This is a genomic window from Pseudomonas sp. R62 (genome assembly GCF_000257605.1).
Classification (GTDB): domain Bacteria; phylum Pseudomonadota; class Gammaproteobacteria; order Pseudomonadales; family Pseudomonadaceae; genus Aquipseudomonas; species Aquipseudomonas atacamensis.
Window position 1 is genome coordinate 3,646,837 of record NZ_JH635998.1, and the last position, 7,669, is coordinate 3,654,505.

At 60.5% G+C, this 7,669-nt stretch carries 6 protein-coding genes; all 6 read right to left on the reverse strand.

Translation table 11 applies throughout. The features are described from left to right. Positions 1–28 precede the first annotated feature (28 nt). Positions 29–241 carry a cold-shock protein gene (locus OQK_RS17445; protein WP_003227496.1) on the reverse strand — a complete coding sequence of 71 codons (213 nt, stop codon included), beginning with the start codon at positions 239–241 and terminating at the stop codon, positions 29–31. Between the two features lie 403 nt (positions 242–644). After that, positions 645–1,769 carry a glycine cleavage system aminomethyltransferase GcvT gene (gene gcvT / locus OQK_RS17450; RefSeq protein ID WP_016773511.1) on the reverse strand — a complete coding sequence of 375 codons (1,125 nt, stop codon included), beginning with the start codon at positions 1,767–1,769 and terminating at the stop codon, positions 645–647. A gap of 110 nt (positions 1,770–1,879) precedes the next feature. Continuing rightward, positions 1,880–3,256 (reverse strand): L-serine ammonia-lyase, encoded by a 1,377-nt coding sequence (locus OQK_RS17455; RefSeq protein WP_016773512.1) that lies wholly within the window; start codon positions 3,254–3,256, stop codon positions 1,880–1,882. 203 nt (positions 3,257–3,459) lie between these two features. Further along, positions 3,460–6,312, reverse strand: coding sequence for an aminomethyl-transferring glycine dehydrogenase (gene gcvP, locus OQK_RS17460; RefSeq protein WP_016773513.1), 2,853 nt, complete (start codon positions 6,310–6,312; stop codon positions 3,460–3,462). Between the two features lie 11 nt (positions 6,313–6,323). Beyond that, positions 6,324–6,707 (reverse strand): glycine cleavage system protein GcvH, encoded by a 384-nt coding sequence (gene gcvH / locus OQK_RS17465; RefSeq protein ID WP_016773514.1) that lies wholly within the window; start codon positions 6,705–6,707, stop codon positions 6,324–6,326. Positions 6,708–7,157: 450 nt separating this feature from the next. Beyond that, positions 7,158–7,669 (reverse strand): TyrR/PhhR family helix-turn-helix DNA-binding protein (locus tag OQK_RS31425; RefSeq protein WP_038861045.1); only part of this gene is annotated, 512 nt, incomplete at its 5' end.

The window sequence follows — 7,669 nt, forward strand, 5'->3', positions numbered from 1 at the left end:
AATATCAGGGCTTTTTTGTATCAGAAGATCAGGCTTCTGCTTGTACTTCGTCAGCCTGCATGCCTTTCTGGCCTTGCACAGCAACGAAAGTCACTTTCTGGCCTTCTTTCAGGCTTTTGAAGCCGTTGCCCTGAATGGCGCGGAAATGTACGAACAGATCCGGACCGCTTTCTGGAGTGATAAAACCAAAACCTTTCTCGTCGTTAAACCACTTGACGGTACCGCTCTGACGTGTGGACATTTCTTATTTCCTTTGACGCATAAATTGATGACAGCCCCTTTCACATGAAAGAGTACTGGAGCTGGTTGCAAGGAGTAAGAAGACGTCGAGCGGGATGTAGCTAACTTGTAGGCTACTGCCCAGGTCACGATTCCAAGCTGACCCATGCAAACACAGTGGACAAACTCTACGCCAACTACGGGAGAAAAAACAAGCCCTGGGAAGGCCCCGGTTTTACTGCTCTTCATGGCAGTTCGTCAGCAAACTAGTTCAGTCTTAGACGATTGTCTGGTTCTTTTTTCAGCAAGCGTTATAAGCAACGTTCATATTCGAAACGGATGTTAAAAAACGCACTGTTTTATGGCGATTGCGTTACACATTAGTGCACGTTTAACGCAATCGCGTTACTTATAGAAACAGTCGATCAACCGCGATAGTAGCGTTGTGGAACAAATGGCATTTTGCTTACAAGCATTTGCACCTTTTTCCCACGTACGATGGCCCACACAGGTGTATCGAGCGCGACGTAAGCGGTGTCAAGGTATCCCATCGCCAATGGCCCGCCCAAAGTCGGACCAAAGCCACCGCTGCAGACGCTGCCGATGATCTCGCCGGCCTCGTTGACGATTTCTGCGCCTTCACGCACCGGGGTGCGCTCCTGCGGCAGCAGGCCGACGCGTTTGCGTGCCACGCCATTTTGTTGCTGCGCGAAAATTTGCTCGGCGCCCGGGAAGCCCCCGGCCCGTGCGCCATCGGCGCGGCGGGGCTTGGAGATCGCCCACAGGAGGCTGGCTTCGATCGGTGTGGTCTCGGTGTTCATATCATGGCCGTACAGGCACAGGCCGGCTTCCAGACGCAGCGAGTCGCGGGCGCCAAGGCCGATGGCCTGGACCTCTGGCTCGGCGAGCAGGGCGCGGGCTAGTTTCTCCGCTTCAGCGGCCGGGACGGAGATTTCGAAACCGTCTTCACCGGTGTAGCCCGAACGGCTGACAAAGCAGTCCACGCCCAGCAACGACACACGGTTGAACTGCATGAACGTCATCTTCGCCACGTCCGGCGCAAGACGCGCCAGCACCGTGACGGCTGCCGGACCTTGCAAGGCGAGCAGGGCGCGCTCTTCGAACAGCGCCGTAATGGTGCACTGATCGCCGATGTGTTTTTGCAGATGCGCGAGATCCTGATCCTTGCACGCGGCGTTGACCACCAGGAACAGCTCGTCATTGCCCAGATTGGCGACCATCAGGTCATCGAGAATGCCACCGCTTTCGTTGGTGAACATCGCATAACGCTGCATGCCCACCGGCAGGTCGATGATGTCCACTGGCACCAGGGTTTCCAGGGCTTTGGCCGCATTGGCACCGGTCAGACGAATCTGGCCCATGTGCGAGACGTCGAACAACCCGGCTTGCTCACGGGTGTGCTGGTGTTCTTTCATCACGCCGAGCGGGTATTGCACGGGCATGTCGTAGCCGGCGAACGGCACCATGCGTGCGCCGAGTTCGAGGTGCAGTGCGTGTAGCGGGGTTTTCGAAAGTTGTTCGGTGGACATGCGTGGCTCCTTTGAATTTGGGTTGCGGGTGAGAGGCAAGATCAAGAGCCCCTCACCCCAGCCCTCTCCCGGAGGGAGAGGGAGCTAGTTACGTTTGGCTGAGTTCGTAATCAGCATTCGATAATGTTGACCGCCAGGCCGCCGCGGGCGGTTTCCTTGTATTTGCTTTTCATGTCGGCGCCGGTCTGGCGCATGGTGCGGATGACTTTGTCGAGGGAGACGAAATGCTGGCCGTCGCCACGCATGGCCATGCGCACCGCGTTGATGGCTTTCACCGAACCCATCGCGTTGCGCTCGATGCACGGGACTTGTACCAGGCCGCCGATCGGGTCGCAGGTCAGGCCGAGGTTGTGTTCCATGCCGATTTCCGCGGCGTTCTCGACTTGTTGCACGCTGCCGCCGAGCACTTCGCACAGAGCGCCGGCCGCCATTGAACAGGCCACACCGACTTCACCCTGACAACCGACTTCGGCGCCGGAGATCGAAGCGTTTTCCTTGTAAAGAATGCCGATTGCGGCAGCGGTCAGCAGAAATCGCACGACACCGTCGTCATTCGCCCCGGGGATAAAACGCATGTAGTAATGCAGCACCGCCGGAATGATCCCCGCCGCGCCATTGGTGGGCGCAGTGACCACTCGCCCGCCGTTGGCGTTTTCTTCGTTGACCGCCAGTGCATAAAGATTGACCCAGTCGAGCACCGACAGCGGATCGCGCAGGGCCGATTCCGGGTTCTTGCACAATTGCCGATGCAGCGCCGCCGCCCGGCGTTTGACCTTCAAGCCGCCCGGCAAAATGCCTTCGTTACGGCAACCAGCGGCAACGCAGTCCTGCATCACTTGCCAGATTTTCAGCAGGCCGGCGCGGGTTTCGGCTTCAGGACGCCAGGCGCTCTCGTTGGTCAGCATCACCTGACTGATCGACAGGCCATAGGTGGCGCAATGACCGAGCAAATCCTTGGCACTTTTGAACGGAAAGGTCAGTGGCGTGGCGTCTTCGACGATGCGGTCGGCGCCGGCCGCATCTTCATCGACAACAAAACCACCGCCAACCGAGTAGTACTCGCGACTGCGGATCTGAATCCCCGCCGCATCGAAGGCGCGAAAGATCATGCCGTTGGGGTGATAGGCCAACGGTTTGCGGATCATCGCCAGATGTTCTTTCTCGTTGAACGCGATGCTGTGTTCACCGAGCAGATTCAGTCGGCCATTGCCGCGAATTTCTTGCAGGCGCGCGGCGACGGTTTCGGTGTCGACAGTGTCCGGGTGTTCGCCTTCGAGGCCGAGCAGCACGGCTTTGTCGCTGCCGTGTCCTTTACCGGTAGCGCCGAGCGAACCGTACAGCTCGACACGGACGCTGGCGGTGCTGGTCAGCAGGTTTTCCCGGCGCAGCCCTTCGGCGAAGCGCGCAGCAGCACGCATCGGGCCGACGGTGTGGGAACTGGAGGGGCCGATGCCAATCTTGAACAGGTCGAACACGCTTAACGACATGAGTGGTTCTCCGGTTTCTTGTTATAGGAATTGGCTGATCTTCGGGCTTAGCACATTCCCTGTGGGAGCGAGCTTGCTCGCGAAGGCGCAGTGTCAGTCACATCGAGGTTGGCTGACCTATCGCTTTCGCGAGCAAGCTCGCTCCCACAGGATTTTGTGGTGTTGTGGAGAAAGGGGGCGGGCGAACCCGCCCCCTCATTCCTTTAAGCGTAGCTTTCGATCGACGGGCAGGCGCAGACCAGGTTGCGATCGCCGAAGACGTTGTCGACACGGCCGACCGGCGGCCAGTATTTGCCTTCGATCAGCGACGCGACCGGGTACACCGCTTGCTCGCGGCTGTATGGGTGGGTCCATTCGCCCACCAGTTCCGCTGCGGTGTGCGGGGCGTTTTTCAGTGGGTTGTCTTCCTTGTCCAGCGTGCCGTTTTCCACTGCGCGGATTTCTTCGCGGATGCGGATCATCGCGTCACAGAAGCGGTCCAGTTCTTCCTTGGATTCGCTTTCGGTCGGCTCGATCATCAGCGTGCCGGCGACCGGGAACGACATGGTCGGCGCATGGAAGCCGAAGTCGATCAGGCGTTTGGCGACGTCATCGACGCTGATGCCGCTGCTGTCTTTCAATGGACGCAGATCGAGAATGCACTCGTGCGCCACCAGGCCGTTGCTGCCGGTGTAGAGCACTGGGTAATGCTCTTCGAGGCGACGGGAAATGTAGTTGGCGTTGAGGATCGCCAGTTGCGAAGCGCGCTTCAGACCGGCGCCACCCATCATGCGGATGTACATCCAGGTGATCGGCAGAATGCTTGCGCTGCCGAACGGCGCCGCGCAGACCGCGCCTTCCTTGCGTTCCATCTGGCCGTGGCCGGGCAGGAACGGGGTCAGGTGCGATTTGACGCCGATCGGGCCAACGCCCGGGCCGCCACCGCCGTGCGGGATGCAGAAGGTTTTGTGCAGGTTCAGGTGCGAGACGTCGCCGCCGAACTTGCCCGGTGCGCAGAGGCCGACCATGGCGTTCATGTTGGCGCCGTCGATATACACCTGGCCGCCGTTGTCGTGAATGATCGCGCAGATCTCGCGGATGCCTTCTTCGAACACGCCGTGGGTCGACGGGTAGGTGATCATCAGCGCAGCGAGGTGCTCGCGGTGCTCGATGGCTTTGGCGCGCAGGTCTTCGATGTCGACGTTGCCGCGGGCATCGCACGCGGTGACGACCACGCGCATACCGGCCATTTGCGCGGTGGCCGGGTTGGTGCCGTGGGCCGACGACGGGATCAGGCAGATGTCGCGGCGCTCGTCGCCACGGCTCTGGTGGTAGGCGCGGATCGCCAGGAGACCTGCGTATTCGCCTTGCGAACCAGCGTTCGGTTGCAGCGAGATCGAGTCGTAACCGGTGGCGGCGCAGAGCATCGCTTCCAGCTCATCGGTCAGTTGCTGATAACCGGCGCTTTGTGCGGCCGGGGCGAACGGGTGCAGTGCACCGAATTCGGCCCAGGTCACCGGGATCATTTCGCTGGCGGCGTTGAGTTTCATGGTGCACGAGCCCAGTGGAATCATCGTGCGATCCAGTGCCAGGTCCTTGTCCGCCAGTTTGCGCAGGTAGCGCATCAGCTCGGTTTCCGAGTGATAACGGTTGAACACCGGGTGGCTGAGGATCGGCGACTGGCGCACCAACTCAGCAGGAATGGTGCTCTGCACCGAGGCGGCCAGCGCAGCGAAGTCCGGCAGGGTCTTGCCGTCGGCGAACAGGCCCCACAGGGTTTCGATATCAGCCTGAGTGGTGGTTTCGTCGACCGACAGGCCCAGACGTTCGGCGTCGATCACACGCAGGTTGATCTGCTGAGCGTGCGCCTTGTCGTGCAGCGCGGCGGTGTGTGCGCCGGTAGCAACGGTCAGGGTGTCGAAGAAGTTTGCCTGCTCGACTTGAGCGCCCAGCGCGGTCAGGCCCTTGGCCAGAATCGCGGTCAGGTGATGCACGCGGTTGGCGATCTGGGTCAGGCCTTTCGGGCCGTGGTAGACGGCGTACATGCTGGCGATGTTGGCCAGCAGCACTTGGGCGGTGCAGATGTTCGACGTGGCCTTCTCGCGGCGGATGTGTTGCTCGCGGGTCTGCATCGCCAGACGCAGCGCTGGCTTGCCGAAACGGTCAACCGAGACACCGACCAGACGGCCCGGCATGTCACGCTTGAACGCATCTTTAGTGGAGAAATAAGCGGCGTGCGGGCCACCGAAGCCCAGCGGCACGCCGAAGCGTTGCGCCGAACCGATGGCGACGTCGGCACCGAATTCGCCCGGTGCGGTGAGCAGCGTCAGGGCCAGCAAATCAGCGGCCACGGCGACCAAAGCGTTGGCGGCGTGGAAACGCTCGGTCAGCTCGCGGTAGTCGAACACATCACCGTTGCTCGCCGGGTATTGCAGCAGCGCGCCAAAGAACGGCGTGACGTCAGTCAGTTCGCGCTCATCGCCCACGACCACGTCAATACCGAGCGGCTCGGCACGGGTGCGCAGCACGTCGAGGGTCTGCGGATGGCTGTGGATCGAGGCGAAGAACTGGTGGCTGCCCTTGTTCTTGCTCAGGCGTTTGCAGAAGGTCATGGCTTCGGCAGCGGCGGTGGCTTCGTCGAGCAAGGAGGCGTTGGCGATCGGCAGGCCGGTGAGGTCGCTGATCATGGTCTGGAAGTTCAGCAGCGCTTCGAGACGGCCCTGGGAAATTTCTGGCTGGTACGGGGTGTAAGCGGTGTACCAGGCCGGGTTTTCCAGCAGGTTGCGCAGGATCGGCGACGGCGTATGGCAGTTGTAGTAGCCCTGGCCGATGTAGGTTTTGAACAGTTGGTTTTTGCCAGCGATGGATTTGATCATCGCCAGGGCGTCGGCCTCGCTGAGGCCGTCGTCCATGCCGAGCACGCTGGTGCCCTTGATGCTTTCCGGGATGACGCTGGCGCTCAGGGCTTCGAGCGAGTCGAAGCCGAGGCTGTTGAGCATGGCTTGCTCGTCACCGGCGCGCGGGCCGATGTGACGGGCGATGAATTCGTTGGCGGTGCCGAGATTGATGGCGGTCATGGGGTAATTCCTCAGGCTTCGGCTTGGGCTTTGATCAGACGGTCGTAAGCGTCCTGATCGAGCAGTTTGCCGACAGCGGCGGCGTCGCTTGGCTGGAAGCGGAAGAACCAGCCTTCGCCCAGCGGATCTTCGTTGACCAGCTCAGGAGCGTTTTCCAGCGCCGGGTTGACTTCCAGCACGTCGCCATCGAGCGGCATGTACACGCCGCTGGCGGCTTTCACCGATTCCACGGTGGCGGCTTCTGCGCCTTTTTCGTAAGCCTGCAGCTCAGGCAGTTGCACGAACACCACGTCGCCCAGGGCGTTCTGCGCGAATGCGGTGATGCCGACAGTGACACTGCCGTCGGCTTCGGTGCGCAGCCATTCGTGATCTTCAGTAAAACGCAACTCGCTCATGGAAACTCCTCAGGGGCCAGACTCGTCTGGTGGGCGCGGTGGAAAGCTTGGGGCGGGGAAGCCCTTTATAGATGAGGAGGCAGGTAGCAAGAATGCGGCCAAGGTTGATTTATCTATATAAATCAATGGCTTGAGTTGTTTTGGTGTTTGTTGGGATGTTGCTGTTGTAGCGAAATCGCTACAGCTTGGGGCGGGGAGAAAAGCTTAATCGGATCAAAGCGTTGCGCAGCGCTGGTCACAGGCGGGTGTAGCGATATCGTTCCGCTGTAGCGCTTTCGGTACAGATGGAGGTCGTTTTTGGACGGATTTCGAATCCGCCATAAATCCTGTGGGAGCGAGCCTGCTCGCGAAGACGGTGTGTCAGGCGCCAGCTATTTTGCTGATAGACCGCTTTCGCGAGCAGGCTCGCTCCCACATGGGGAATTTCCTGCAATAGGGATGCGCGGTGAGTCAGGGTTTATTGGGAATGCCGTATTTGCGCAGGCGATGGGCAATGGCGGTGTGCGAGGTCTGCAAGCGGCTCGCCAGTTGTCGGGTCGAGGGATAGCTGACGTAGAGCTTTTCCAATAGCTCTCTTTCGAACGATTCGACCGCTTGCTCGAGGCTGTCGACATCGGTATCGGCCTGGCGCGCCACCGAAGTGCCGGCGATGTCGAGGTCGCCGATATCGACCAGGCTGCTCTCGCAAATCGCCGCTGCGCGAAAAATCACGTTCTGCAATTGCCGCACGTTGCCCGGCCAGCGATTGCCGAGCAGCGCCGGATAAGTGCCGGGCGCCAGGCGGCAGACCGGGCGCTGGATCTGCGCACAGGCCTGCTGCATGAAGTAGCGCGCCAGCAGCAGGATGTCCTGACCGCGTTCACGCAGCGGCGGCACTTCGACGTTGAGCACGTTGAGGCGATAGAACAGGTCCTCGCGGAACAGGCCTTCGCTGACCATTTTTTCCAGGTCGCGGTGGGTCG

Bases quoted from the DNA above. Each gene is read 5' to 3' on its own strand.
- OQK_RS17455 (WP_016773512.1), bottom strand. From the start codon at position 3,256: ATGTCGTTAAGCGTGTTCGACCTGTTCAAGATTGGCATCGGCCCCTCC.
- OQK_RS17445 (WP_003227496.1), bottom strand. From the start codon at position 241: ATGTCCACACGTCAGAGCGGTACCGTCAAGTGGTTTAACGACGAGAAA.
- gcvH (WP_016773514.1), bottom strand. From the start codon at position 6,707: ATGAGCGAGTTGCGTTTTACTGAAGATCACGAATGGCTGCGCACCGAA.
- gcvP (WP_016773513.1), bottom strand. From the start codon at position 6,312: ATGACCGCCATCAATCTCGGCACCGCCAACGAATTCATCGCCCGTCAC.
- gcvT (WP_016773511.1), bottom strand. From the start codon at position 1,769: ATGTCCACCGAACAACTTTCGAAAACCCCGCTACACGCACTGCACCTC.